The 1,124-nt window shown below is 76.1% G+C and carries 1 protein-coding gene and 1 pseudogene; both read right to left on the bottom strand.

Annotation, left to right across the window (positions count from 1 at the left end; all coding sequences use genetic code 11):
* Nucleotides 1–546 (bottom strand): annotated as a pseudogene (locus IH13_RS0115995) (hypothetical protein); the annotation flags it as partial.
* Between the two features lie 3 nt (nt 547–549).
* Nucleotides 550–1,124 (bottom strand): SDR family oxidoreductase (locus tag IH13_RS0115990; protein ID WP_031084965.1); only part of this gene is annotated, 575 nt, incomplete at its 5' end.

The raw sequence follows: 1,124 nt of genomic DNA, 5'->3' as shown, positions 1-1,124 counted from the left end.
GGGCGGCCCCGGCCGCGGTACGGGCTCCTGCCGGGGCGCCGACGCCGAGGTGGCGGGCGCGGAGGCGGAGGGCGCCGAGGTGGCGGACGTGCCGGTCGCGTGGCGGGACAGGTAGCCGCTGCGTGACTCCCAGACCGTTTCCCCCGCGCACCGCGCCTCGGTCACCATCGTGACCTCGGTACCACGCCGATGGGGCGTCAGCCCGGCCGCGTACGCGGTGAGTTCGATGCGGTCCTCCGGGCGCAGTGGCCGGTGCCCGGTGATCTCGATCCAGGTGTGCACCAGGCCCAGGACCGGCAGCGGGAAGGACCGGCCCGTCATGATCCGCATGGCGAGCGGGAAGCCCAGCACGTGTGGGTAGGTGAGCGGCAGGGCGTCCGGGTCGGTGAAGCCGCAGAGGGACCGGTACGCGGCCAGCGGCCCCGGTGCGGCGGGCGCGGCGGGCCGCACCTCCCGTCCGGCGGGCAGGGTGGCGCCGGGGCGCCCCGCCCGCTTGAACGGGGAGGTGACGGCCCCGCGCAGGAGGGCTGTGGCGAGGGCGGACATGGCTCAGGCCCCCAGCAGGCTCTGGCCGCAGACCCGTACGACCTGGCCGTTGACGGCGCTGGAGGCGGGCTGGGCGAACCAGGCGGTGGTCTCGGCGATGTCCACCGGGAGGCCGCCCTGGGAGAGGGAGTTCATCCGGCGGCCCGCCTCCCGGATGAGGAGCGGCACGGCGGCCGTCATCTTCGTCTCGATGAAGCCGGGCGCGACCGCGTTGACGGTGACGCCGTGGTCGGCGGCGGCGCGCGGGGCCAGGGAGCGGACGAGGCCGATGACGCCCGCCTTGCTGGCCGCGTAGTTCGTCTGGCCGGTGTTGCCCGCGATGCCCGCGATGGACGCGGTGGCGACGATCCGGCCGCCGCGGTTCACGGCGCCCGCCTTCAGCAGTGCGTCCGTGGTGCGCAGGACGCTGTCGAGGTTGACCTCGACGACCTGGGCCCAGCGCTCGGCCGGCATGTTGGCGAGCCGCCGGTCCCGGGTGATGCCGGCGTTGTGGACGAGGACGTCCAGGCCGTCCGGTGCGGCGGCGGCCATGCGCTCGGCCGCGTCGGGCGCGGTGACGTCCAGCGGCAGGGCGGTGG

Origin of the sequence: Streptomyces sp. NRRL WC-3549, from assembly GCF_000721935.1 — a bacterium.
In the GTDB taxonomy this organism is placed as follows: domain Bacteria; phylum Actinomycetota; class Actinomycetes; order Streptomycetales; family Streptomycetaceae; genus Streptomyces.
The sequence above is the reverse complement of the archived record's forward strand: the minus strand, read 5'-3'. Positions and strand labels throughout refer to the sequence as shown.